The 23,047-nt window shown below is 49.4% G+C and carries 26 protein-coding genes; 19 read left to right on the top strand and 7 right to left on the bottom strand.

From position 1 onward, the window contains the following. Window positions 1-191 (bottom strand): MBL fold metallo-hydrolase (locus VFK44_10245; protein HET7628756.1); only part of this gene is annotated, 191 nt, incomplete at its 3' end. 128 nt (window positions 192-319) lie between these two features. Between VFK44_10245 and recX the strand changes: the two genes are divergently transcribed. The 3 genes from recX (at window position 320) to VFK44_10230 (ending at window position 3,399) form a co-directional block, all read left to right on the top strand. Continuing rightward, window positions 320-1,132 (top strand): recombination regulator RecX, encoded by an 813-nt coding sequence (recX, locus tag VFK44_10240; protein HET7628755.1) that lies wholly within the window; start codon window positions 320-322, stop codon window positions 1,130-1,132. Between the two features lie 95 nt (window positions 1,133-1,227). Continuing rightward, window positions 1,228-2,829 carry a 5'-nucleotidase C-terminal domain-containing protein gene (locus VFK44_10235; protein ID HET7628754.1) on the top strand — a complete coding sequence of 534 codons (1,602 nt, stop codon included), beginning with the start codon at window positions 1,228-1,230 and terminating at the stop codon, window positions 2,827-2,829. Between the two features lie 252 nt (window positions 2,830-3,081). Next, on the top strand, window positions 3,082-3,399 hold the full coding sequence (locus VFK44_10230; protein ID HET7628753.1) for a YfhH family protein: 318 nt from the start codon (window positions 3,082-3,084) through the stop codon (window positions 3,397-3,399). A 34-nt stretch (window positions 3,400-3,433) separates the two neighbouring features. On the opposite strand, the gene sspK is transcribed toward VFK44_10230, so the two are convergent. Next, entirely contained in the window at window positions 3,434-3,592 is a 159-nt protein-coding gene (sspK, locus tag VFK44_10225) for a small, acid-soluble spore protein K (GenBank protein HET7628752.1), read from the bottom strand. Window positions 3,593-3,674: 82 nt separating this feature from the next. Then, window positions 3,675-4,661 carry a metal-dependent hydrolase gene (locus VFK44_10220; protein HET7628751.1) on the bottom strand — a complete coding sequence of 329 codons (987 nt, stop codon included), beginning with the start codon at window positions 4,659-4,661 and terminating at the stop codon, window positions 3,675-3,677. An 84-nt stretch (window positions 4,662-4,745) separates the two neighbouring features. On the opposite strand from VFK44_10220, the gene mutY reads away from it, so the two are divergent. The 11 genes from mutY (at window position 4,746) to VFK44_10165 (ending at window position 15,117) form a co-directional block, all read left to right on the top strand. Beyond that, on the top strand, window positions 4,746-5,825 hold the full coding sequence (gene mutY, locus VFK44_10215) for an A/G-specific adenine glycosylase (protein HET7628750.1): 1,080 nt from the start codon (window positions 4,746-4,748) through the stop codon (window positions 5,823-5,825). A gap of 233 nt (window positions 5,826-6,058) precedes the next feature. Next, on the top strand, window positions 6,059-6,214 hold the full coding sequence (locus VFK44_10210) for an SDR family oxidoreductase (GenBank protein HET7628749.1): 156 nt from the start codon (window positions 6,059-6,061) through the stop codon (window positions 6,212-6,214). Between the two features lie 22 nt (window positions 6,215-6,236). Further along, window positions 6,237-6,575: a CHY zinc finger protein gene (locus VFK44_10205; GenBank protein ID HET7628748.1), complete on the top strand. Its 339-nt coding sequence runs from the start codon at window positions 6,237-6,239 to the stop codon at window positions 6,573-6,575. A 38-nt stretch (window positions 6,576-6,613) separates the two neighbouring features. Then, window positions 6,614-6,829: a gamma-type small acid-soluble spore protein gene (locus tag VFK44_10200; protein ID HET7628747.1), complete on the top strand. Its 216-nt coding sequence runs from the start codon at window positions 6,614-6,616 to the stop codon at window positions 6,827-6,829. Window positions 6,830-6,949: 120 nt separating this feature from the next. Continuing rightward, window positions 6,950-7,480 carry a DUF402 domain-containing protein gene (locus VFK44_10195; GenBank protein HET7628746.1) on the top strand — a complete coding sequence of 177 codons (531 nt, stop codon included), beginning with the start codon at window positions 6,950-6,952 and terminating at the stop codon, window positions 7,478-7,480. A gap of 43 nt (window positions 7,481-7,523) precedes the next feature. Then, window positions 7,524-9,272 (top strand): ABC transporter ATP-binding protein, encoded by a 1,749-nt coding sequence (locus tag VFK44_10190; protein HET7628745.1) that lies wholly within the window; start codon window positions 7,524-7,526, stop codon window positions 9,270-9,272. A gap of 202 nt (window positions 9,273-9,474) precedes the next feature. Next, window positions 9,475-10,485, top strand: coding sequence for an ABC transporter ATP-binding protein (locus tag VFK44_10185; protein ID HET7628744.1), 1,011 nt, complete (start codon window positions 9,475-9,477; stop codon window positions 10,483-10,485). Beyond that, complete coding sequence (locus tag VFK44_10180) at window positions 10,460-11,452, top strand: dipeptide ABC transporter ATP-binding protein (protein HET7628743.1); 993 nt, start codon at window positions 10,460-10,462, stop codon at window positions 11,450-11,452. The genes VFK44_10185 and VFK44_10180 overlap by 26 nt, the downstream gene beginning before the upstream one ends. 57 nt (window positions 11,453-11,509) lie before the next feature. Next, complete coding sequence (locus tag VFK44_10175) at window positions 11,510-13,108, top strand: ABC transporter substrate-binding protein (GenBank protein HET7628742.1); 1,599 nt, start codon at window positions 11,510-11,512, stop codon at window positions 13,106-13,108. Between the two features lie 76 nt (window positions 13,109-13,184). Continuing rightward, complete coding sequence (locus VFK44_10170) at window positions 13,185-14,189, top strand: ABC transporter permease (GenBank protein HET7628741.1); 1,005 nt, start codon at window positions 13,185-13,187, stop codon at window positions 14,187-14,189. A gap of 19 nt (window positions 14,190-14,208) precedes the next feature. Further along, window positions 14,209-15,117, top strand: a complete 909-nt coding sequence (locus tag VFK44_10165) for an ABC transporter permease (protein ID HET7628740.1) — start codon at window positions 14,209-14,211, stop codon at window positions 15,115-15,117. Window positions 15,118-15,150: 33 nt separating this feature from the next. On the opposite strand, the gene VFK44_10160 is transcribed toward VFK44_10165, so the two are convergent. The 3 genes from VFK44_10160 to VFK44_10150 all read right to left on the bottom strand — a co-directional run bounded on the left by VFK44_10160 (window position 15,151) and on the right by VFK44_10150 (window position 18,467). Further along, entirely contained in the window at window positions 15,151-16,230 is a 1,080-nt protein-coding gene (locus tag VFK44_10160) for an aromatic acid exporter family protein (protein ID HET7628739.1), read from the bottom strand. A gap of 22 nt (window positions 16,231-16,252) precedes the next feature. Then, window positions 16,253-17,548: a glutamate-1-semialdehyde 2,1-aminomutase gene (locus VFK44_10155; protein ID HET7628738.1), complete on the bottom strand. Its 1,296-nt coding sequence runs from the start codon at window positions 17,546-17,548 to the stop codon at window positions 16,253-16,255. Between the two features lie 304 nt (window positions 17,549-17,852). Continuing rightward, a complete protein-coding gene (locus tag VFK44_10150; GenBank protein ID HET7628737.1) occupies window positions 17,853-18,467 on the bottom strand; it encodes a CoA pyrophosphatase in 615 nt (204 codons plus the stop codon). 91 nt (window positions 18,468-18,558) lie between these two features. Between VFK44_10150 and VFK44_10145 the strand changes: the two genes are divergently transcribed. From VFK44_10145 to perR, 5 genes are all read left to right on the top strand, one after another. Next, window positions 18,559-19,551 carry a zinc-binding dehydrogenase gene (locus VFK44_10145; GenBank protein HET7628736.1) on the top strand — a complete coding sequence of 331 codons (993 nt, stop codon included), beginning with the start codon at window positions 18,559-18,561 and terminating at the stop codon, window positions 19,549-19,551. 15 nt (window positions 19,552-19,566) lie between these two features. Further along, a complete protein-coding gene (gene bcp, locus VFK44_10140; protein HET7628735.1) occupies window positions 19,567-20,037 on the top strand; it encodes a thioredoxin-dependent thiol peroxidase in 471 nt (156 codons plus the stop codon). Between the two features lie 119 nt (window positions 20,038-20,156). After that, entirely contained in the window at window positions 20,157-21,107 is a 951-nt protein-coding gene (locus VFK44_10135) for a D-2-hydroxyacid dehydrogenase (GenBank protein ID HET7628734.1), read from the top strand. A gap of 2 nt (window positions 21,108-21,109) precedes the next feature. Beyond that, entirely contained in the window at window positions 21,110-21,676 is a 567-nt protein-coding gene (locus tag VFK44_10130; GenBank protein HET7628733.1) for a cob(I)yrinic acid a,c-diamide adenosyltransferase, read from the top strand. A 171-nt stretch (window positions 21,677-21,847) separates the two neighbouring features. After that, window positions 21,848-22,288 (top strand): peroxide-responsive transcriptional repressor PerR, encoded by a 441-nt coding sequence (perR, locus tag VFK44_10125; GenBank protein ID HET7628732.1) that lies wholly within the window; start codon window positions 21,848-21,850, stop codon window positions 22,286-22,288. Window positions 22,289-22,332: 44 nt separating this feature from the next. Here the strand turns inward: perR and VFK44_10120 are convergent, their stop codons facing one another. Continuing rightward, entirely contained in the window at window positions 22,333-22,707 is a 375-nt protein-coding gene (locus VFK44_10120) for a YgzB family protein (GenBank protein HET7628731.1), read from the bottom strand. Between the last annotated feature and the right edge of the window lie 340 nt (window positions 22,708-23,047).

The following is a 23,047-nucleotide window of genomic DNA, read 5'->3' as shown; positions in this document are numbered from 1 at the left end:
ACGTCCGCCGGGTCCAGCCCGAGATTTTTTAAACCAGCCAATATGTACGGCACAGAAGGGCTCGGCCCTGTCTCGATGAGAGTCAGCTGTTCCTCTTGAATCACATAAGTGCCTGTTCGTCCGGGCATGTTCAAGTCATAGCCGTCAATGAGATGGATGCGATGCCCGAGATCGATCGGTTGCTTTTTCATCCTGTAACACCTCCGTATACGTTCATTTTACCGAAAAAAACGGGAATGTGGTAATCGATCATTTGTTCGCTGTGTTAAAATGGCAGCAGAGACCTATGACGATTAATGACGAAGCGAGGTGGTTCCCGATGGCGAAAATTACGCGGATTACGACTCAGAAGAAGGACAGTGAACGCTTCAATGTTTATGTGGATCGCGGGCAAGGCGAAGAGTTCGCGTTCGGCGTCAGCGCGGACGTGCTTGTGGCGTTTGCGCTTTCGAAAGGAAAAGAAATCGATGAACGGGAAATGAAATCGATCCTTTTCGAAGATGAGATTAAGAAGGCGTACAACCGTTCGCTGCGCTTCTTGTCGTACCGGATGCGAACGGAACAGGAGATTCGCGATTATTTGCAAAAAAAGGACGTGAGCGGCGAAGTCGTTGATGAAGTGGTTCGGCGTCTCGCAGAGAACCGGTTCATCGACGATACGGAGTTCGCGAAGGCGTTCGTTTCCAGTAGGAAACGAACGTCGGCGAAAGGGCCGAAGGCGATCAAGCGCGAGCTGGCGAAGAAGGGCGTGAGCGAGGAGCTCGCGGAGCGAGCGGCGCACGACTACGCGTTCGAAGAACAAGTGGAGGCGGCGGCGCGGTTCGCGGAGAAGCGGGCGAGGAGCCATCGACGGAAGTCGACGGCGGAGACGAAGCGGCTGATTGCGCAGACGCTCGCGGGGAATGGGTTTTCCCGCGAGGTGATCGAAGCGGCGCTGCGGGAGGCGGCTTTTGAGAAGGACGCCGATCAGGAATGGGAGGCGCTCGTGCTGCAGGGGGAGAAGGCACTGCGCAAGTATGGACCGGCTGATGGCTGGGAAGCCGAGCAGAAGATCAAGCAATTTTTATATCGAAAAGGCTTTGATTTCGGGCTGATTGAGAAGTTCATTCGGGAATATCAATCTGAAGATTGAAGCGGGACCTTCATCCTATTTTATAAAACATTACCAAAGTCTTTATGCGCCTCTGTTATACTAAAATGCGACAAAAAATGTAGAGGAGAGAGCGTATGAAGAACTTCAGCAAGATTGTGTTGTGCATCGCAACGATGCTCGTTTTCTCAAGCTTGCCGGCTTTTGCGGCGGGAAACGGTCATCATCCGAATGACAATTGGAAGCATCGTTACATACCGGTGCAGCTGCTCGGCATTAACGATTTTCACGGACAGCTGAACAAGTATCGGGAAATCGACGGGAAAGAGGTGGGCGGTGCCGCTTATCTTGCCGCCTATTTGGAAAAACTCGAACAGCAAAACAAAAACACGCTGCTTGTGCATGCAGGCGATGCTGTCGGCGCAAGCCCGCCGATTTCCGCGCTCATGCAGGACGAGCCGACGATCGAAATTTTGAATGAACTCGGTTTTGACGTCGGAACTGCAGGCAACCATGAATTTGATGAAGGCGTCGAAGAAATGCTGCGTTTGATTAACGGTGGATACAGCCCGCTCACGGGTGATTTTGAAGGAGCGAATTTTCCGTACGTGCTGGCGAATGTGGTTGATGAGGAAACGGGTCAACCGATTTTGCCTCCTTATCTTGTGAAAAAAGTGAACGGGATGCCGATTGGGTTTATCGGCGTGGTCACGACGGAAACTCCGAAAATCGTCACGCCGGGCGGAACGGACGGTGTGGAATTCATTGACGAAGCCGAAGCGATCAACCAAGCGGTTGCCGCCCTTCATGAGAAAGGTGTCCATGCGATCGTCGTGCTTGCACACGTATCTGCATCTTCGGACCTCGACGGCACGAATCCCGGCGGACGCGCAACGGAAATCGCTCGCAGCATCAATGATGACGTCGATGTCATTTTTGCGGGTCACAACAATCATTACACCAATACAGTGGTCGACGATAAACTAATCGTTGAAACGTATTCGTACGGCACATCGATTGCCGACGTCCAGTTGAAAATTGATCCGCGAACGAAGGATGTCGCGGCTAAATCGGCCGAAATCGTTTTAACCGACCACGAAAGAGTTCAGCCTGATCCGGAAATTTTGCAAATGGTCGAAGGATACAAAAAGAAAGTCGAAACCTACACGGAACGCGTTGTCGGTGTTGCTGCCGAAGACATTACGGAAGAGCAGTCACCGGCAGGCGAATCCGCGCTCGGCGATTTGATTGCCGACTCCCACCGAGCGGCGATGGGCTCCGATTTTGCAGTCATGAACGAAGGAGGCATTCGCCATAATTTAGAAGCCGGCGAAATCACTTGGGGAGACTTGTTCACAATTCAACCGTTCGGTAATCAGTTGATTCAAAAAGAAATTACTGGTGCGCAATTGAAAGCATTGCTCGAGCAGCAATGGCAAGGTGCGATCGGCATGCTGCAAATTTCCGGCTTTCATTATGCGTGGGATCCCGACGCACCTGTCGGCGACAAAGTCGTTGAACTTACGTTGCCTGACGGAACGCCGATTCTTATGGATGAAACCTACACGATCGCCGCGAATGCGTTTCTCGCCAAAGGGGGAGACGGATACACGGTTTTGACCGAAGCCGCGAATGCCGTGTACGGTCCGATCGATCTCGAAGCGACGGTGCATTATATCGAAAATCAACCGCAACCGATCGACCAATCGATTGAAGGACGGATCACAGTTAACCCATAATAATGAAATGAAGAAATGAGCGCTCCAGCGGGCGCTCATTTCGTTATTGAATCGAAGGCTCGAAGGCATCTGGGCTTTCCGTAAATTTTTTTTAATTCGCCTAATTGCACATAGATGGTCAATCGATGAAGTTCCCGTACATTCCGTGCGGCGTCAAAGGCAGTTGAAGTCGTAAGCAAAGGTTTTGGATTGAAAATGGGCATGCGCTGTAAGATAATTTAATGAGAATGGTTTCGCTATGGAGGAAAGCGCATGGATAAACGGTATTCGGAAATGACAGTTCAAGAATTGAAAGATGAAATCGCGGAGTTGTCGGAAAAGGCAAGGAAAGCCGAACGGCTCGGCATCGTGAATGAATTTGCGGTTCTTCAGAGGAAAATGACGATGGCGAAGGCGTATATGTTGGATCCGAGCGAATTTCAACCGGGAGAAACGTATGAGATCGAAGGAGACCCAGGTTCTCGTTTTGTGATCGATTACTTGAACGGCACGTTTGCCTGGGGTTATAAAGAAGGGAGCAAAACAAAGCAGGCATTTCCCATCTCGCTGTTGAAGAAAAAGCAGGCATGAACGCCTGCTTTCAACAGAGGGGTTGGACTGTGAATTAGTCTTTCCGATGGTGCGTTCGATTCGATTCAAACATCCGTTCACGCGGATGAGTGTTGGTCGTTCCGTTTGCGCGTTTCGAGGCAAATTCATCTTTTGCTCTCGGTTCGCCGGATAATGAAATCCGATCGGGAAAGTTCTTGGCTTTGTTTCGCATGAAAGCGTGACCTCCTTCCTCAATCGGTATTCTTATTATGGAAGGAATGGCGCGAGGCGATGCGCGAGAATTAGTGGAAACTTCAATTCACGTCCATTTGCAATTCCAGTTTCTTTTGCAGCTTCCGCTCGCTGTGAACCCAGCCGGTAAACGAACTCACCACATGGTCTTGCTCGTCAAGCAACGCGATCGCGACGAAAGGATAATGTCCCGCTCTGTTCCGGTATCTTAAATCGACAAGTCGAATTTCGCGAAGATCGGGATATTCCGTTTCATCCCAAATGTAAATCGGCGAAAAATTAAGAAACGCCCGTACGTTTTCATCTTCAAGCACTTGCTTCGGGATCTCCGAGAAAGGTTTTGGTTTAAATCGGTCGAGCGTAACGGCTTCGTTGCGGCTTACTTGCAACACATAGAAAGCGTCAGGCGTCTTAGCGGACGCATGCCATTGCGTCCAACGGATGGTCGGTGACAAATTAACGTATTCGGCGTCGGGAACTTGCGAGATGACGCGCTCCTGCACTTGCTTGTAGGCAAAGTATCGCCAAAAATAATAAAAGAAAAGCACGGTGTAAACCGCCAAAAACGTAGGGCCGGGCGGAAAGAGACCCAACGCCCAAAAGGCGATGCCCGCGGCATGAAGAAAAAAGATCGCCGGGTCGAAAATGTTGATGATCCCGAAAGCAATCCACCGCCGTGAGAACGGCCGCAATGCCTGTGTTCCGTAGGCATTAAATAAATCAACGAACACATGGAGGCAGACCGCGGCCAGCGACCATAACCAAAGGTGAAGCTCGGAAGGAACGGGGTTGAACAAAACCAATGTTCCCCAGATCAACAACGACCAGATCAGAAGGGCCGGCAATGAGTGGGAAAACCCACGGTGCTGCTTAATATATACGGCATTATCCTTCAATTTGAAAATCGTATCGAAATCGGGTGCGAGCGAACCGATCAACGTCGCAGCAAACACCGTTTGTTCGGCGGCCGGAGAGTGGGCGACGACGGGATCGAGCATCGCCAGTCCGCCTAACCCGACTCCCATCACGACATGGGTACCGGTATCCATAGGGCTGTACGTCCTCCTTATTCTTTCCGTAACGAACAGGTTTATCACGTGTTTATTTTTATATTAACAACGGGGGCGTCTGAAGTGAACAAAAAAGGTTTCGACACGATCGAAAAAAATAAATTCGCCCAACGGTTGACTTCGTGGTTCGATCAACAACAACGGCCGCTGCCTTGGCGCGAAGACCGAGATCCTTATAAAATATGGGTATCCGAAATCATGCTGCAACAAACGCGGGTTGATACCGTTATTCCCTATTTTCGCCGTTTTATTACTCGTTTTCCGACAATCGAATCACTCGCCAACGCCGATCAAGAAGAAGTGCTCAAACATTGGGAAGGGCTCGGATACTATTCGCGTGCGCGAAATTTACACGCCGGCGTAAGAGAGGTTCATGCCAAATACGGTTCTCGCGTACCCGATCAGGCGGATGAAATTTCGGCGATAAAAGGAATCGGACCATATACCGCCGGAGCGATTCTAAGCATAGCTTTTGGAAAGCCCGAGCCTGCTGTCGACGGCAATGTCATGCGCGTGTTGTCCCGGGTGTTGCTTGTCGAGGATGACATTGCGAAGCAAAAGACGAGAAAGTACTTCGAGCAGGTCGTGAAAGCGATCATTCCTGAAGACGATCCATCCGCTTTTAATCAAGGATTGATGGAACTGGGGGCTACCGTTTGTACCCCGAAGTCGCCGAAATGTTTACTTTGCCCGGTTCGCCAGCATTGCCAAGCTTTTCAGGAAAATCGTCAGGCGGAACTTCCTGTGAAAAGCAAGAGCAAAGCGCCGAAAGTTGAAACGATTGCCGTTGCCGCGGTTCAGAACGAAAACGGGGAATGGCTCATTCGGCGGCGGCCGGAAACCGGGTTGCTCGGGGGCATGTGGGAATTTCCGGCGTTCAAAGTCGATACCGCTTTGAACAAAAAAGCCCAATTGGCGCAAAAGATGTGCGAGATGTATGAATTGAAAGTTGAACTTCATGACCGTTTGCGAAACATTCAACACGTTTTTTCGCATTTGAAATGGGAAATGTCCGTTTATCGGGGCACCGTGGAGGGAACCGTTCAACAAGAGGGACATCTCTTTTGCGGAAGTTCAATGTTAGAGAAATACCCGTTTCCAGTATCGCATCAAAAAATTATTCGCATGATCACGGAGAGGTGAATCGATGGACATGGGGCTTGCGAAAAAATGCGTGCTCGTCACAGGAGGATCGAGAGGGATCGAAGCACGGAATAGACGTTCCGGTTTACAAGGAAACGATGGAACTGAACTTTTACAGTTCCGTTGATTTCGCCAGGAGTGCCGCGGGAGTGATGAAAGCGAAGGGTGCGGGAAGCATTGCTCCTGGAGCGATTCTTCATGCAACCAGGAATTGATAGAAACGACTTGAGAAAATTAAGCAATTCGTGCGGGATGAAATTCCTGGAGGAAGGTTCGGACGGCCGGAAGGAGTTGCCGACGTTGTTGAATTTCTTGCTTTCGAAAAGGCATCGTGGGTGAGCGGAGCAACGATTAACGTCGACGGCGGCCAATCGAGGTCGAATTTTTAATATATCGGATCGGGGGATTGCCGTGAACATTCATGGGATTGAGGTCAAAGGCAAAGTCATCGACGCCTTTACTAGATGCGAGCATTATGATACAGAAAAGGACATCATTGCGATCAAATTTCCATGTTGTCGTACGTTTTATCCGTGCTACGAATGTCATGAGGCATGTGCGGATCACCGAGCGGAACGTTGGCCAAGCGGTTCCGATTCGGAAAAAGCAGTGTTGTGCGGAAGCTGCGGACACCGCTTGACGATTGCTGAATATCAAGGCTGCGGTTATGTTTGCCCGCATTGCCTGGCGGCATTCAATCCTCGCTGCGGCCGTCATGCACACCTGTATTTCGAGGTACATAATCCTTGATCAAACGGAGCAAATTAAAGTTGTGGAGGTGATTATTGATGGCTAACCGTCAACAACAAAACCAATCTGCAACGAATGCTCAGCAGGTTCGTGCGCAAAATGCCCGTTCACAGCAACAGGCTCAGCAAAATCCGAACCGCATGTCCGTAAATCGTGAATACGGCACAACCGAATTTTCGACGGAAACGGATGCGCAGCAAGTGAGACGCCAAAACCAGATGTCTCGCCAAAACGAGCAGCAACGCAGATCTTAAGAATCACCGATACCACAGCTCCCTGCATCGGCAGGGAGTTCTTTTTCCATTGCAATCATTTCTTTTAAATTTTGTCCGGCAAAGCGTTATAATAAAACAAGACTGAATCGGGGTGAGCCAATGGCGTTTCCGCATAAGGGAGACAGAATTGAAATTCAAAGCTACAAACATGACGGAACGCTTCATCGCACTTGGGAAGAAACGGTTGTTTTGAAGGGAACGCCTTCAACGGTCATTGGAGGAAACGACCGAATCCTCGTGACCGAAGCTGACGGCCGCATGTGGCGAACGAGGGAACCCGCGATTGTTTATTTCAGTGCTCATAAATGGTTCAACATTATTTGCATGATTAGGGAAACGGGAACCCACTATTATTGCAATCTCGGGTCGCCGTTCACCTGGGATGAAGAAGCCTTGAAATACATTGATTATGACCTCGACGTGAAGGTGTTTCCCGATTTTACATTCAAACTGCTCGATGAAGATGAATATTCGCTTCACCGAAAAAAGATGAACTATCCGTTGAAACTCGACCGCATCTTACGCTCGCACGTCAATGAACTGATTTCGTGGATTCACGGGCGCAAAGGCCCCTTTCAGGCGGAGTTCGTCGAGAAATGGTATGAGCGATTTTTGCAACAACGAACATAATGGCACGCACTAAGATGGTTCGTTTTCATCAAGGAGGCTCGGCATGGAAAGCATTAAACGTTACATGACATTTGTAAGACCGTATACGAAGCAAATCGTGATTACCATGGCTTTCGGTATTTTGAAATTCGGCATTCCGTTGATGTTGCCGCTGATTTTAAAATATGTCGTTGACGACATCATTACTGCGGATCAGTTGACAAAACACGCGAAGCTCACCCGATTGTTTTGGTTGATGGGCGGCGCTTTTTTTGTGTTTGTCGTTCTGCGGCCGCCGATCGAATATTATCGGCAATATTATGCCCAATGGACCGGCAACAAAATCTTATACGACATTCGCCGGCATTTATTCGACCATATCCAACGACTCAGCTTAAAATATTACTCAAATACGAAGGTAGGCGAAGTCATTTCACGGGTCATTAATGACGTGGAACAAACGAAAACTTTCGTAATGACCGGATTGATGAACATCTGGCTCGACTTGTTCACGATTTCGATCGCCATCGTGATCATGCTGTTCATGAATGTTTGGCTTACGGTTGCCGCCGTTATTTTATTCCCGTTATATGGCATCTCCGTGAAATATTTTTTCGGACGTTTGCGAAAGTTGACGCGGGATCGCTCTCAAGCGCTCGCTGAAGTGCAAGGACATCTTCATGAACGGGTGGAAGGCATGAACGTCATTCGCAGTTTTGCTCTCGAAGATTTCGAGCAGACGCAATTTGACAAAAGGAATGGCAACTTTTTAGACAAAGCGCTTGTACAAACGTCGTGGAATGCAAAAACGCATGCGTCCGTGAATACGATTACCGACCTCGCTCCGCTCGTCGTCATTTCAATTTCAGCTTATTTTGTGTTGACCGGTGACTTGACGATCGGCACAATGGTGGCTTTTTTTGGGTATATGGAAAGGGTTTACAGTCCGCTGAGGCGGATCATGACATCTTCGACCGCTCTCATGCAGTCGTTGGCCTCGATGGATCGGATTTTTGAATTTTCCGACGTTCGTTACGATATCAAAGACGCAAAAAGCGCGAAATCGCTAGATTTTGTGAAGGGTGACGTTACTTTTGATCATGTCTCTTTCAAGTACAATGACGAGGAAAACGAAGTTCTGAAAGACGTTTCGCTCAACGTTCGTGCGGGGGAAACAATTGCCCTTGTCGGCATGAGCGGCGGGGGGAAAACTTCGCTCGTGAATTTAATACCCCGCTTTTACGACGTCACCGGGGGGAGGATTCTGCTCGACGGCCACGATTTGCGTTTGTTGAAAGTGCGCAGTCTTCGTGACAAAATTGGGATCGTGCTGCAAGATAATATCTTGTTCAGTGAAACAGTGAAAGACAACATCAAAATGGGAAATCCAAACGCGACCGACGAAGACGTTATGAAAGCAGCGAAAGCGGCGAATGCACACGAATTTATCATGAAATTACCGAACGGCTATGAAACGAAAGTCGGCGAACGCGGCGTTAAATTATCGGGTGGTCAAAAACAACGAGTAGCGATTGCCCGGGTGTTTTTGAAAAATCCGCCGATCCTCATTCTGGACGAAGCGACGTCTGCCCTCGATTTGGAAAGCGAGCATTTGATTCAGGAAGCGCTTGAAGATTTGGCGAGAAACCGAACGACTTTCATTGTCGCACATCGACTGTCCACGATAACGCATGCCGATCGCATCGTCGTGATCGAAAACGGGCAAATAACCGAAATCGGAACTCATCAAAAATTAATGAGCCGTAAAGGGAGTTATTATCAGTTGTTTCAAGTGCAACAACTCGACATCTAATTGGAAAAGTGAGGGCGTCCTCACTTTTTTTGTTCGCGCAATTGTATTAATATTATCTTTATTGTCCCAGTTGTAAATTTTAGTTATTGTCAATGCGTAAAAACAATGTAATAATATAAAACAGGCATAAAATTGGTAGTTGTGTGAATATGCCTGCCTGCCCGCATCAGAGATCATTACAACTTGGGAAAGGGGTGACAGAATGACCGATTCGGTTCTCGATGTGAAAGGTCTTCGAACATCGTTTTTCACGGATGACGGGGAGATTCCCGCCGTCAATAATATTGATTTTTACGTGAAGCCAGGCGAAATTCTCGGAATAGTCGGAGAATCGGGCTGCGGGAAGAGTGTGACGTCGTTGTCGATCATGGGACTCGTCCCATCGCCTCCAGGTAAGATCGTCGGCGGCGAAATCCTGTTCAAGGGCGAAGATTTGACGAAAGCCTCCGAACGGCGAATGCGACAAATCCGCGGCAACGAAATCGCGATGATCTTTCAGGAGCCGATGACTTCGTTGAATCCGGTGTTTACCATCGGCGATCAGTTGATCGAAGGAATTCGGCTACATAAGAAGGTTTCAAAAAAGGAAGCGAGAAAGAAAGCCGTCGATATTTTAAAATTGGTCGGCATGCCGCGGGCGGAACAGCTTGTCGACGAATATCCGCATCAACTATCCGGCGGGATGCGTCAGCGAGTCATGATTGCAATGGCGATGGCTTGCGAACCCGAAGTGCTTATTGCGGACGAACCGACGACCGCTTTGGACGTAACGATTCAGGCGCAAATTCTCGATTTAATGAAGCGTCTGAACCGGGAAATGGATACTTCGATTGTGTTGATTACACATGATCTCGGAGTGGTCGCAGAAGTGTGCGACCGCATTGTTGTCATGTATTCCGGAAAAATCGTCGAAGAAGGCACGACCGCGACGATTTTCAAAAACCCGCAGCACCCGTACACGGAAGGGCTTATTCGCTCGGTACCCGACATGCGAGACAGGCGTGACCGACTGTATTCGATTCCCGGCAACGTTCCAAAGCCCGGAACTTTGAAACAAGGATGTCATTTCGCGCCGAGATGTGAATACGCCTTCGACCGGTGCAGAGATAAGGACCCCGAGCTGCTCACGACTGAAGACGGGCATAAGGTGCGTTGTTTCCTTCACGAAGAGAGAAAGGAGCCGACAAATGAGCGAGACGCTGTTGAAAGTTGACGATCTGAAGAAATATTTTCCGATTACGGGCGGTGTCTTCGGTCGAAAGATCGGCGACGTGAAAGCGGTCGACGGCGTTTCCTTTTCATTGCGAAAAGGGGAAACGCTTGGACTCGTCGGTGAATCCGGCTGCGGGAAATCGACAACCGGCAGAATGTTGCTGAGGCTAATCGAACCGAGCGACGGTTCAATCGTTTTTAACGAAGTGTCGTTGACGGATTTGTCGAAAGAGCAAATGAGGAAAATCCGCCGGGACATTCAAATGGTTTTCCAGGACCCGTTCGCGTCGTTAAATCCGCGCCATACGGTTGAGAAAATCATTGAAGAACCGTTGAAGGTCCACGGAATCGGGAATGCAAAAGAACGCAAGAAGAAAGTCGTTGAGCTGCTTGAAACAGTAGGGTTGAGCAGTTACCACGCAAAACGGTATCCTCACCAGTTCAGCGGAGGGCAACGTCAGCGTATTGGCATCGCGCGCGCTTTGGCGGTGAGACCGAAACTCATCATCGCCGACGAACCGGTTTCGGCGCTTGACGTGTCGATACAATCGCAAGTTCTTAATTTGTTGAAAGATTTGCAATCAGAATTTGATCTTACTTATATTTTTATCGCGCATGATCTTGGAGTCGTCAGGCACATCAGCGACAGGGTTGGTGTCATGTATCTTGGCAGGCTCGTCGAAATGGCGGACAGTGAAAAGCTGTATGATCATCCGAAACACCCTTATACGCAGGCGTTGTTGTCGGCCGTTCCGATCCCCGACCCGGATCACGAATCCAATCGAACCATTCTTGAAGGAGATGTGCCGAGTCCCGCCGATCCACCGAAAGGCTGCGCTTTCCATACACGCTGTCCGAAAGCGATGGATATATGCAGATCGGTACAGCCCGAATGGAAAGAGGATGAACCGGGACATTATGTCGCTTGTCATTTGTTTAACGAATCTTCATCATCCGATATTAACTAAATTTTCAGGAGGCGAAACATTTTGAAAAAAGCATTTGGGTTACTTGTAACGATTTTCATGGCGTTGTCCCTCGTGCTCGCCGGCTGCGGCGGATCTGACCAGTCCGGAGATTCGAGCTCGGAAGGCAACAACAATTCCGGTTCCGGAAGCGGCGATGGAGGAAGCACTCAAGACGTTCTCGTATTTGGACGCGGCTCCGACTCGGTTACGCTTGATCCCGCAAAGGCAACCGACGGCGAATCTTTCATGGTTACGAAAAACATTTTCGAAACGCTTGTCAATTTCAATTACGACAAACAAAACACAGAAATCGTTGATACCGGTTTAGCTAAAGACTGGAAGATTTCCGAAGACGGTTTGACGTACACGTTTCATCTGAAGAAAGGCATCAAGTTCCAGGATGGAACCGACTTTAACGCCGACGCTGTCGTGTTCAACTTTAAGCGTTGGAAAAACGGGGAAGGCAAATTCGCTTATTATCCTTCGATGTTCGGCGGTTACAAAGACAAGAGTGTCATCGCCAACGTAGAGGCAGTCGACGACTACACGGTTAAATTTACTTTGAAACGTCCTTTGGCGCCGTTCTTGAAAGATTTGGCGATGTCGCCGTTTGCGATCGCCAGCCCGAAAGCCGTGGAAAAATGGGGCGAGGACTTCGGCAAGCACCCGGTCGGTACAGGACCGTTCAAGTTTGTCGAATGGAAGCCGAACAATACGATTACGATCAAGAAAAACGAAAATTATTGGAAAGACGGATATCCGAAACTTAACACTGTCATTTACAAAGTCATTTCCGACAACCATGCCCGCCTCACGGCATTGCAGAACGGCGAAATCGACTTGATGGAAGGCTTGAATCCGAACGAAATTCAAACGGTTGAAAACGATAAGGACTTGCAAGTGTTCTTGCGCCCGTCGATGAACATCGGCTACCTCGGGATGACTGTCACGAGAAAACCGTTCGACAACAAGAAGGTTCGTCTGGCCATGAACTATGCGATCAACAAGAAAGAGATCGTCGAAGCTTTCTATTCGGAGAAGGCAAAAGTGGCTGTTAGTCCGCTGCCTCCGGTTTTCGAAGCTTTCAACGGCGACCTTAAGCCATACACTTATGATCCGGAAAAGGCAAAACAGCTATTGAAAGAAGCCGGTTATCCGGACGGATTTAAAATGGAACTTTGGGCGATGCCGGTTCCGCGTCCGTACATGCCGGACGGTAAGAAAATCGCCGTCGCGATTCAATCGGACTTAAAGAAAGTCGGCATTGACGCAAAAATCGTCTCTTACGATTGGGCGACCTATTTGGAAAAAGCCCAAAAGGGAGAAGCCGATGCATTCTTGCTCGGTTGGACTTCGGATAACGGTGACGCCGATAATGTTCTGTATACCTTACTTTCTTCCGACAGCATTGGCGGAAACAATTTCACCCGTTACAGCAATAAGCAGTTGGATGAACTTCTCGTTGAGGCGCAAAAAACAACGGATCAGCAAAAGCGGATCCAGCTTTACAAGCAAGCCCAAGAAATCATTCACAAAAATCCGCCTTGGGTGCCGATCGTTCACTCGACGCCGGCATTGGCGGGCAAAGCAAGCTTGAAGAACTTCAAGCCGCATCCGACAGGGTCTGACCGCTTGTCGTTCGTGTATTTTGAATAAGAAATGAACGGGGGAGTCCTAGCACTCCCCTTCTTACATCAAGGCGTCTACTGTAAATGAAGAGGTGAGAACATCTATGTTTGCTTATTCGATCCGCCGTATCTTCATGCTGATTCCCGTGTTAATCGGAATGTCGCTCATCGTGTTTTTTTTGATACGAATGATCCCCGGCGATCCCGCTCAAGTTATTTTGGGTCAGCAGGCTACCGAGAGCGCAATTCGCAAGCTGCGGCATGCACTCGGACTTGATCAAGCATGGTACATTCAATATTTTCAGTACATCGGAGATTTGTTGCACGGAGATCTCGGTGAATCCCTGAAAAGACGAGAACCGATCAATCAAGAAATATGGGGGCATTTGGCCGCGACTGCGGAATTGTCCTTTTTTGCGATGGTCATTGCTGTCGTAGTCGGCATTAATGCCGGCATCATCAGCGCCTGGTTTCAAAACTCCTGGTTTGACTATATCGCCATGGTCATTGCTTTGGTGGGCATATCCATGCCGATTTTTTGGCTCGGCGATATGGAAAAACTCGTTTTTGCGTTGAAATTGCATTGGCTTCCGTCCGTCGGCCGGACGAGCATCCGTCATCCGATTGATCCGATTACGCATTTTTATTTAATCGATACGCTCATACGCGGTGACTTGAAACAATTTTGGGGCGTGGTGAAACATTTGATTTTGCCTGGTGTAGCCCTTGCAACGATTCCTATGGCGATCATCGCCCGAATGACAAGATCGAGCATGCTGGAAGTTATGCGCTCCGATTACGTTCGGACGGCGAGGGCGAAAGGCGTCAAAATGTTTTGGGTGGTTTACAAGCATTCATTGAAGAACGCGTTTATTCCGGTGTTGACGACCATCGGCCTGCAATCGGGGTTGCTGCTCGGCGGGGCGATTTTGACGGAAACGATTTTCGGTTGGCCGGGAATCGGGACGTATATATACGATGCGATTACAGCGAGAGATTATACGGTCATTCAATCCGGCATATTGGTGATCGCGACGATTTTCGTGCTCATCAATTTAATCGTTGATTTGCTTTATGCCGCCATCGACCCGAGAATCAAGTACAAGTAGTGGAAGAGGAGGAAATCCATTGGTTCAGACAGAAGTGACAGCGCAACAAAAAGATCCGATTCCTCCTGCGGAAGCGGAAGAAAAAGTCATCTCCCCGATTCAGGAAATTTGGAAAAGCTTCAAGAAAAACAAGTTAGCGATGACCGGTTCGATTATCATCGCATTCTTCATTCTGATGGCCGTTTTCGCCGGAGTCATTGCGCCTGATGGATTCAACAATCAACAATTGGCAGATCGATTACAAGCCCCGTCCGCGGAACATTGGCTCGGAACTGACGATTTCGGCAGGGACATTTTCGATCGTATTGTTTACGGAGCCCGAATCTCGCTTTGGGTCGGTTTCTTCTCCGTACTCGGTTCGATCGTCTCCGGTTCCCTTCTTGGAATCATCGCCGGTTTTTACGGGGGATTCGTCGATACGTTGATCTCGCGAATCTTCGATATTATTCTGGCGTTTCCGAGTATTTTGCTGGCGATCGGGATAGTTTCCGTTCTCGGTCCATCCTTGCAAAACGCATTGATCGCGATCGCGACGATCAATATTCCGCGATTCGGCCGCTTGATTCGATCGCGCGTGCTCAGCCTGAAACAAGAAGAATTCGTAATGGCGGCGCGGTCGATCGGAATGAAAGATTCCCGCATCTTGTTTCATCACATCTTGCCGAATAGTTTCGCGCCGATCATCGTACAAGCTACGCTCGGCATCGGTACGGCGATTCTTGATGCCGCAGCGCTCGGCTTTCTCGGGCTCGGCGCGCAACCTCCGCATCCGGAGTGGGGGGCAATGCTTGCCGACGCTTCGAAATACATCGAGCAAGCCCCGTGGACCGTTATTTTTCCAGGTTTGTCGATCATGTTGACGGTTCTTGGCTTTAACTTGATCGGGGACGGGTTGCGAGACGCGCTCGATCCGAGAATGAAAAACTAACACGAAAACCCGTCCAAAATGAGGACGGGTTTTTCATTGCATCGCCTGCCAATCGGCCGCATCGGCTTCTTTATGGTAATTGACGAACGGGTCGATCAGTTTGTCGAGATGATTCAAATGGTCCTGATATTCAATGATCGACGCGACTACGGGAAACAGATGAAGCCAATGTCTCTCCTTTTCTTGCTCCTTTTCGTAATAAGCCATAAACGTTCCTGATAAGGAAGAGCGATTTTCATCCATCAATCCGGTCAATTCCGTCGGTACATCGGTACGCGTCTTGCCTGAAAACTTTAACAGCAGTTGTTCGTGAAAGTTGATCAAGCATTCCAATTGTTCGCGAATTTGCAAGCGCAACACGTCAGGAGCGCGGCGAAAATCATTTTCGTTATGATGGAGGCTGCGCAACACTTCGAGCGCCAATTGATTGCTTTGAATCATTTGTCGGAACAGGACGAGTTTTCTCCCCTTTCCAATTTGCTGCTTTGGGCGGAGCGTCCTTTCTTCTTTGAAAAGATCATAAAGCTGTTCGGCTTTCTGCCGGTTTTCGCGAAAGATGTGCAAGTCTTCTTTCAATACGGCATCGGAAGTTTCGTGACGTGAAATTAGTCGAAGCGACTTGATGATTTCTTCGCTGTTATGGACGATTTGACGGAACAGCCGAACTTCGAATTTCGGCGGACCGAACAAAAGGTTGACAGCAAAAGACGAACCAGCTCCGACAAGCGCTAACGAAAGCCGCTTAAATGCATATACGAGAAAGTGACCGGTCGGAGTGCCAGCCATGATCGCAATGACAGTGACGGCAGGAAGCGTGATCGAACTGTCCGTTTTGAATTTCAACTGCACCGCCATGACGATGACGACGACGAGTCCGATGATGAACGGAGTATTGCCGACCAAAAAATAAAACAGTGAGGCGACCACGGCGCCGATTAAGCTTCCGCGGACGTTGGTCACGATCGATTGATAAGATTTGTAAATGGAAGGCTGGATCGCGGCAATGGCCGCGATCGCCGCATAGGCGGGAGGTTCGAGGCCGAGAGCCGAGGCAATCCAGAGCGAGACGGCAATGGCCGCTCCCGTTTTCAATAAACGTGCACCAAGTTTCATGTTCGCAATGTATTTCCTTTCCTCAATCTTTTGTCATCGCGGCAAAGCTCTCATCAACGGCGGTTATGGTCGTTTCAATATCTTGTTCGGTATGTGCCGTCGTCAAGAACCATGCTTCATACTTCGAGGGCGCCAAATTTATGCCCCGCCTCAACATATGATGAAAAAAGGAGGCGAACTGCTGGCCGTCGCTGCGCTCGGCACCCTCGTAATCTTTTACCTTTTCCCTCGTAAAGTAAACCGTCAACGCCCCTTTCAGGCGATTGATTGCTGCCGGCACGCCGTGTTTTTTCGCTGCGTCACGAATCCCTTCTTCCAGCTTGCTCCCGAGCCGCTCGAACGTTTCGTAAACGCCTTCTTCGCGCAGCACCTCGAGGCAGGCAATGCCGGCCGAAATCGACGCCGGGTTCCCCGCCATCGTTCCAGCCTGGTATGCCGGCCCGAGCGGCGCCACTTGCTCCATGATTTCCTGCTTGCCGCCGTACGCGCCGATCGGCAGCCCGCCGCCGATAATTTTGCCGAGCGCCGTCATGTCCGGCTCAACCCCGAGCAAGTTTTGCGCGCCGCCGTACATAAAGCGAAACGCGGTGATTACCTCGTCATAAATGACGAGCGCTCCCGCTTCGTGCGCGGTTTCGTTTACCGCTTCAAGGAAGCCGTCTTCCGGCTCAACGATGCCGAAATTGCCGACGATCGGTTCGACGAGGACCGCGGCAATTTCGTCGCCCCAGCGTTCCATCGCCGCTTTTAAAGCCGCCGGGTCGTTGAACGGAATCGTAATCACTTCCTCTGCGGTGTTTTTTGTGACCCCGGCCGAATCCGGCGTGCCGAGCGTCGACGGGCCGGAACCAGCGGCAACGAGGACAAGGTCAGAATGCCCGTGGTAACACCCGGCAAATTTTAATATTTTCTCTCTGCCGGTATAGGCACGGGCCACTCGGATCGTCGTCATCACGGCTTCCGTACCGGAGTTTACAAAACGCATTTTTTCCAATGAAGGAATCGCTTCGCTCAGCATGCGCGCGAACTTGCTCTCCAACGCCGTAGGTGTGCCGTAAAGCACCCCGTTTTCTGCCGCTGTTTGAATCGCTTCTGTAATATGAGGATGGGCATGTCCGGTAATGATCGGCCCGTATGCGGCAAGATAATCGATGTAACGATTCCCGTCCGCGTCCCAGAAATAAGCGCCTTTTGCTTTTTCCATAAATACCGGCGTACCGCCGCCGACTCCTTTGTAGGCACGCGAAGGACTGTTGACGCCGCCGACGATATATTCTTGTGCTTCCGCATATAGAGCTTCAGATTTTGCAAAATTCATAATCGTACCCCCGATCTTCGTCATGGTTTCCCGCTATCAGTGTATCATGAGAGACAATATGGGAACAGATGCAAGGGTTCGCGGATGGTGCGTTTGCACGAAAGTTACATTCGTCTAAAGAAGAAAGAAGGATGGTTCACGGGGGCGATGACTGAATTGCAGAAGGGGATCAGAAAAAATGGAATGAAGTGGGGAATCCAGCCGAGACGGCCCTTTAACTGAAAACTTTCTACATTAATGGAATAGGAGATCGTTCAGTCATTCCGGGGGTAATCCTCTAGGTTTCCCAAACGTTTCTGTATGGTTATTGGTTTGCCAGATTCAGAAAATGAACAAGAATGCGGGCGGTCAGCCCCCAGATGACGTAATCTCCATATCGGTAAAAGTATTCCGGTTTTCGTTGCCGGCGCCAGTTGTAATTTTCTCCGTTCGGGATCAAGTCAAACGGAAAATTTTGATCGGGTTCTATTTTCATCTCAAGGTAATGCAGTTCGGGTTCTTGTTCGGCCAGCCAGGATATTGGGACGGTGAACACTTCTTCGACTTCTTCGTTCGGATCAATTTCCGCGGGGTCTTCGATAACGCCGACGTAAGGATAAACGAAAAAGAAGGGGGACTGCACGAGAATGTCAAGCGAGCCGAGCACTTCCAACGCTGCCGGCTGGATGCGTAACTCCTCGCAAGTTTCTCGCACGGCCGCAGCCGCGTCGCTTTCTTCTTTCTCCACCTTTCCGCCCGGAAAACAGATTTCACCCGGCTGTCGCTTCAAGAGCTGCGAACGGACTTCGAACAGTACGTGCCATTCACCGTTTTTTTTGACAAGCGGGATCAAGACGGCCGACCGAACGGCGGTTTCGTGGCCGAGAATGTTGCGTTCATGATTTTTTAACCGTTTGGCAAGCTTATCGAAGTTAAACATGGATGCTCTCCTAACGCGCGTGGCTTGTGCATTTTCTATTGACAGTATAGCATAGGAATCAAAGACATTGACTAACGAAGGAGGGAATGGAATGAAGGCGGTGGTTCATCACGGAAAGTCGGGAATGGACGGTGTACGTGCGGCGGAAGTCGAAGATCGAAAACCGGGAATCGGCGAGGTGAAAGTGCGCCTTAAGACAGCAGGGCTCAATCACCGTGATTTGTTTGTTCCGAATCGTCATAAACCGGAAGATCCCCCGGTGGTCCTCGGCTCCGACGGCGCCGGCATCGTCGAAGAAATCGGTGAAGGCGTTGAATCCGTTACAGCAGGCACGGAAGTCATTATCAATCCCGGCCTTGGATGGCCGAACAATGCTCCTGCCCCGCCGAAAGGCTTTGAAATTCTCGGACTGCCGGATGATGGCACCTTTGCCGAATCCGTCATCGTGCCGGCGAAAAATGTAGTCGCTAAACCGGCCTCGTTATCGTGGGAAGAAGCCGGCGTGCTGCCGCTCGGTGCGCTCACCGCTTACCGCGCCTTGTTTACGAGGGGGAAACTGGCAGCGGGGCAAACCGTATTTATCCCGGGAATCGGCAGCGGCGTGGCTACTTTCTTGCTGCAAATGGGAAAAGCGGCCGGCGCGAAAGTTGTTGTCAGCTCGCGCAGCGAGGAGAAACTGCAAGCCGCGCGCCGGATCGGCGCCGACATTTGTTTGCATAATGATGAAGACTGGTGCGAAGCCTTGAAAGAGGAGACGGTTGCATTAGTCATTGATAGTGTCGGGGCGGCGACGTTCCAACGTTCTTTGGATGTACTTGAGCCGGGAGGTACAATGGTCGTCTTTGGTGCGAGCGCAGGTGATCAAGTGTCGTTGAATTTGCGTGAATTTTTTTACGGTCAGTACAATTTACTCGGGTCGACGATGGGCAGCGCCGAAGAATTTCACGAGATGCTTGATTTCGTGGAACGGCACGACATAAAGCCGATCATCGACCGAACATTTGAATTGCAAACTATTCATGACGCGTTCAAGCGTTTGCAGGAAGCTGAGCAATTTGGAAAAATCGTCATTTCTATTCATTAAGGAGGTTACTTGACAATGAGTGTTGAAACAGGTCAAAAGGCGCCGGATTTCACATTGCCGGCCAGTAACGGTGAGAAAGTATCGCTTTCGGATTTCAAAGGGAAACATGTCGTGCTTTATTTTTACCCGAAGGATGATACGCCGGGATGCACGACGGAAGCATGTGATTTCAGGGATCGTCACGGAGAATTCGAAAATCTCGACACCGTCATTCTCGGCGTCAGTCCCGATCCGGTTGCAAGCCACGAGAAATTCATTGACAAATACGACTTGCCGTTCACGTTGTTGGCCGACGAAGATCATGAGGTCGCTGAAAAGTACGGCGTCTGGAAGTTGAAGAACAATTTCGGGAAAGAATACATGGGAATCGAACGTTCCACTTTTGTCATTGACAAGGAAGGAAATGTCGCCAAAGAATGGCGCAAAGTGAAGGTGAAGGAACATGTGGATGAAGCTCTTTCCTTCATTAAAGAGGAGCTTGCCTAAAGATATCCGGCCATACGGGCGCCGGTTGGCGGCATACAATACAGCATACCTCCTCTTTTCCCGGTGTACGGGCTCGGCGAGCCCGTGCATCTTTCATACATAAGAAAGAAGGTGACCGGATGCTTGTGCTCTCTTCAGGGCAAATTCGCCGTTCCATTCAGAAGCGGATGAAGGAAACATACCCGGACGTCGATTTTTCTTTTCATCAGTCAATGGAAGCAGCGGAACCGGAACTGGCCGACGCCGATATTTTGATTACATACGGGGAAGACTTGAACGGTGTGCTGCTTGAGAAGGCAACGAAACTGAGATGGGTCATGGTGATCTCGGCAGGCATTGATGAAATGCCGTTGCCAGCGTTGAAAGAAAAGGGCATCATGCTGACGAATGCGCGAGGCATTCATAAAATTCCGATGGCGGAATACGCGATCGGTATGTTTATTCAAACGGTGAAAAAGGCAAAAACGTGGTATGAGAATGAACGGCAGCACGTTTGGGATGATAAAATAAAAATGGGTGAGATCACGGGAAAAACGTTAGCTGTCATTGGCACGGGAGCCATCGGGAGCGAAATTGCCCGACTCGCAAAAGCTTTTCGGATGACGACGATCGGGGTCAACCGCGACGGCCGTGCGGTGGAATTTTTTGACCGTACGTACAAGAACGACGATGTGAAAGACGGTCTGAAAGAAGCGGATTTCGTCGTTTCCGTACTTCCGCATACCGAGCAGACGCATCAATTTTTACAATACGAACATTTTCAAACGATGAAAAATGATGCCGTGTTCATGAACATCGGCCGCGGCCGGACGATCAACGAAAAAGACTTGGAGAAGGCTCTTCGCGATGGGGAAATCGCTCATGCCGTCCTCGATGTTTTCGAAACGGAACCGCTTCCGGCCCGCCATCCATTTTGGGATATGGAACAGGTAACGATCTCGCCGCATTTGTCGGCAACGACGCCGATGTATCAGCACCGTGCTTTTGAAATTTTCGAACATAACTTAAAGGTCTATCTTTCGAAGGGCAGCGATTTCTGGAACGTTATCGATTACGATCGGGGGTATTAATGATGAAAATTTACACGAAATCCGGAGACAAGGGGACGACATCCCTTTTATATGGAAAACGGGTTCCGAAATCCGATGTACGCGTCGAAGCTTACGGAACGTGCGATGAAACCAATTCGATGATCGGTGTCGCTTTAAGCCGCATTCCTGAGCAAGCTTTTCCCGAACGGAAGCAGTTCCTCGACGTATTTCACCAAGTTCAGACGCTTTTGTTTCACGCCGGAGCGGAGTTGTCCACACCTTCGGGAAAAAAGGTGCATTGGCCGATTAACGACGACCATCTTGCCTTTCTGGAGACGTGGATTGACGCGTGGAGCGAGGAACTTCCGCCGTTGAAAAAATTCATCTTGCCCGGCGGCACGGAGGCTGCTGCTTCTTTGCACGCCGCCCGGACGGTCGCGAGAAGAGCGGAAAGGAAAGCAACGGAAATCCGAGAGGAGATTAACCCGCTCGTGCTCTCTTTCTTAAATCGATTGTCCGACTTTCTGTTCGTCGCTGCACGATACGTAAACGTGAAGACGGGGGAGTCGGAAACGGTGCTGCATGAGGAACCTGCGGAAGGGCATTGATTGACAACCATTTGTCCCACCTTGTAAACTGAAAGTAACCTTTGATTAGAAAGATTTTAATAAGAGAATCATTTTTTAAGAAGAAAGAACAAATTTACACCAATCTTCTTTCTTATTTTTAACTTCTTGAATGACGCACAGCGTCTTTCATTATTAGCGAGGTGTGTGACTATGTCCGAGAATCGCTTACAGGAAGCTATCTCGACCTTGAAAGGTTCCGGTGTCCGCATAACCCCGCAGCGTCATGCCATATTGGAACATTTAATCGAATCGCTTTCCCATCCGACTGCCGATGAGATTTACAAGGCGCTCGAGGGCAGGTTTCCGAATATGAGCGTAGCTACGGTGTACAACAACTTGCGCGTATTTAAAGATGCAGGACTCGTAAAGGAATTGTCGTACGGTGATGCGTCGAGCCGCTTTGACTACGTAACGAGTGATCATTACCATATCATCTGTAACGAATGCGGCAAAATCGTCGACTTCTTTTATCCTGGTCTTGACGAAGTGGAAACGTTGGCTGAACATGTCACGGGTTTCAAAGTCGGCGACCACCGCATGGAGGTATACGGCGTCTGTCCGAACTGCCAAGCGAAGGAATCCGCCCATTAATATTGCCGGTGCCATTTGCCGCTCCGTATAAAAAAACCGGGGCCTTATTTTCGGCTGCCGGCTTTTTTTGTGTATTTTTTTCGGTTGTATTTCGGATCGAGTTCTTTGCCTTCCAAGTTTTTATCGAGCGTCAACGGTTCCCGGCAGCTCATACACATATCGACGCGGCCGAGAATCTTCGTCGCCTTTCCACAATTCGGGCATTCGACGATCACGGCCTTTGCGGAAAGCATTCCGACCCATGCATAGACAAATGAACTCCCGATTACAGCGAAAAACCCGAGAATCATCAGCGTGTACATGACCCATGCGTACGAATGAAAGAAAATCCCGAGATACATAATGAAGAAACCGATAAAGACAAGGCTCAGCGCAAACGTGCGAATACGGTTGATCTTACTTGATTGTTTCCAATACATGCTTAATTCCTCCTGTCCGTCATTATAACACATCACGCGGCATAATTATTTCCCGGAAAGTTTGCGAAAAGGTGTTGACCTTTTTCATAAGGCATGATAAATTATTAAACGTCGCTCGGAAAATGGTTGCGATGAACTTTTCGCATAAATGCCGTTTTTGGCGGCAAAAAAATCGCAAAACGTTGTTGACATTAAAGTGGCAGCGTGGTATATTAATAAAGTCGCTGTTAGAAAGCGACGACGAAATTCCGACGCGAAACGAGACGTTTTGCGGATGACGAAAATGAAGGAAGTTGTTCCTTGAAAACTGAACAAAAAGCCAAGCGTGACGAGGAAACTC

It is taken from the genome of Bacillales bacterium (assembly GCA_035700025.1).
GTDB lineage: Bacteria > Bacillota > Bacilli > Bacillales > DASSOY01 > DASSOY01.
Note: the sequence above shows the minus strand (reverse complement) of the source record. Positions and strands in the feature narration are given on the sequence as shown.

Coding starts and splice junctions, on each gene's coding strand:
- VFK44_10170 (HET7628741.1), top strand. CDS start 13,185: ATGTTTGCTTATTCGATCCGCCGTATCTTCATGCTGATTCCCGTGTTA.
- VFK44_10155 (HET7628738.1), bottom strand. CDS start 17,548: ATGAATTTTGCAAAATCTGAAGCTCTATATGCGGAAGCACAAGAATAT.
- VFK44_10145 (HET7628736.1), top strand. CDS start 18,559: ATGAAGGCGGTGGTTCATCACGGAAAGTCGGGAATGGACGGTGTACGT.
- VFK44_10160 (HET7628739.1), bottom strand. CDS start 16,230: ATGAAACTTGGTGCACGTTTATTGAAAACGGGAGCGGCCATTGCCGTC.
- VFK44_10195 (HET7628746.1), top strand. CDS start 6,950: ATGGCGTTTCCGCATAAGGGAGACAGAATTGAAATTCAAAGCTACAAA.
- VFK44_10230 (HET7628753.1), top strand. CDS start 3,082: ATGGATAAACGGTATTCGGAAATGACAGTTCAAGAATTGAAAGATGAA.
- VFK44_10150 (HET7628737.1), bottom strand. CDS start 18,467: ATGTTTAACTTCGATAAGCTTGCCAAACGGTTAAAAAATCATGAACGC.
- recX (HET7628755.1), top strand. CDS start 320: ATGGCGAAAATTACGCGGATTACGACTCAGAAGAAGGACAGTGAACGC.
- VFK44_10130 (HET7628733.1), top strand. CDS start 21,110: ATGAAAATTTACACGAAATCCGGAGACAAGGGGACGACATCCCTTTTA.
- sspK (HET7628752.1), bottom strand. CDS start 3,592: ATGCGAAACAAAGCCAAGAACTTTCCCGATCGGATTTCATTATCCGGC.
- VFK44_10120 (HET7628731.1), bottom strand. CDS start 22,707: ATGTATTGGAAACAATCAAGTAAGATCAACCGTATTCGCACGTTTGCG.
- perR (HET7628732.1), top strand. CDS start 21,848: ATGTCCGAGAATCGCTTACAGGAAGCTATCTCGACCTTGAAAGGTTCC.
- VFK44_10190 (HET7628745.1), top strand. CDS start 7,524: ATGGAAAGCATTAAACGTTACATGACATTTGTAAGACCGTATACGAAG.
- VFK44_10135 (HET7628734.1), top strand. CDS start 20,157: ATGCTTGTGCTCTCTTCAGGGCAAATTCGCCGTTCCATTCAGAAGCGG.
- bcp (HET7628735.1), top strand. CDS start 19,567: ATGAGTGTTGAAACAGGTCAAAAGGCGCCGGATTTCACATTGCCGGCC.
- VFK44_10175 (HET7628742.1), top strand. CDS start 11,510: ATGGCGTTGTCCCTCGTGCTCGCCGGCTGCGGCGGATCTGACCAGTCC.
- VFK44_10180 (HET7628743.1), top strand. CDS start 10,460: ATGAGCGAGACGCTGTTGAAAGTTGACGATCTGAAGAAATATTTTCCG.
- VFK44_10220 (HET7628751.1), bottom strand. CDS start 4,661: ATGGATACCGGTACCCATGTCGTGATGGGAGTCGGGTTAGGCGGACTG.
- VFK44_10235 (HET7628754.1), top strand. CDS start 1,228: ATGAAGAACTTCAGCAAGATTGTGTTGTGCATCGCAACGATGCTCGTT.
- VFK44_10185 (HET7628744.1), top strand. CDS start 9,475: ATGACCGATTCGGTTCTCGATGTGAAAGGTCTTCGAACATCGTTTTTC.
- VFK44_10200 (HET7628747.1), top strand. CDS start 6,614: ATGGCTAACCGTCAACAACAAAACCAATCTGCAACGAATGCTCAGCAG.